This window comes from Vibrio sp. YT-19(2023) (genome assembly GCF_033337395.1).
This window is the reverse complement of sequence record NZ_JAWOQN010000823.1, coordinates 1-584: the sequence shown is the minus strand read 5'-3', so window position 1 is coordinate 584 and position 584 is coordinate 1. Positions and strand designations below refer to the sequence as shown.

Annotated in this window: 1 protein-coding gene; it reads right to left on the bottom strand. The window is 48.8% G+C overall.

Annotated features, from left to right (window positions below; genetic code table 11):
* Positions 1-584: acyl-CoA dehydrogenase domain-containing protein (locus tag R7E78_RS28660; RefSeq protein WP_318058951.1), on the bottom strand; the 584-nt coding region annotated here is incomplete at both ends.

Below are 584 nucleotides of genomic sequence, written 5' to 3'. Positions count from 1 at the left end.
GCGGAGGAATGGACGACGTTTGCCTTGCGCTTTACAAACTTTGTCGAACACAGGCTCAGCTTGAAGAATCACAGACAGTGCTAACTCAATCTTACCTGCTGGGTTGTGCTCTGTTGGCTCTAGGTACTGGCCACGGCCAATGCGCGAACGTGTTGCACTTGGGGTTTGTAGAATACGTGCCACTTTGCTGTCTAGCTTGTCACTTGGTGCTTTGCGTACACGACCGAATGGCATAATCAGAACGCGAAGTGTGCGGCCAATGACTTTGTTCGGGAAGTTTGCTAGGAACTCATCAACGGCGATTTCTGCTTGTTTTAAGCTATCTTGTAGACCCCAGTGAACCAAAGCCAAATCTTCAGCTGGACGACCATCTTGTTCAAAACGTTTTAGCGTCGCGGAGCTTAGGTATAGCTGACTGAGAATGTCACCTAAACGCGCAGATAAACGCTCTTTACGTTTCAACGAACCACCAAGCACAGCCATTGAGATATCAGACAGAAGCGCTAGGTTGGCACTGTAACGGTTTAGCTGTTGGTAGTAGCGTTTCGTTGCATCTTTAGTCGGTGCCGATGAACCGAGACCAT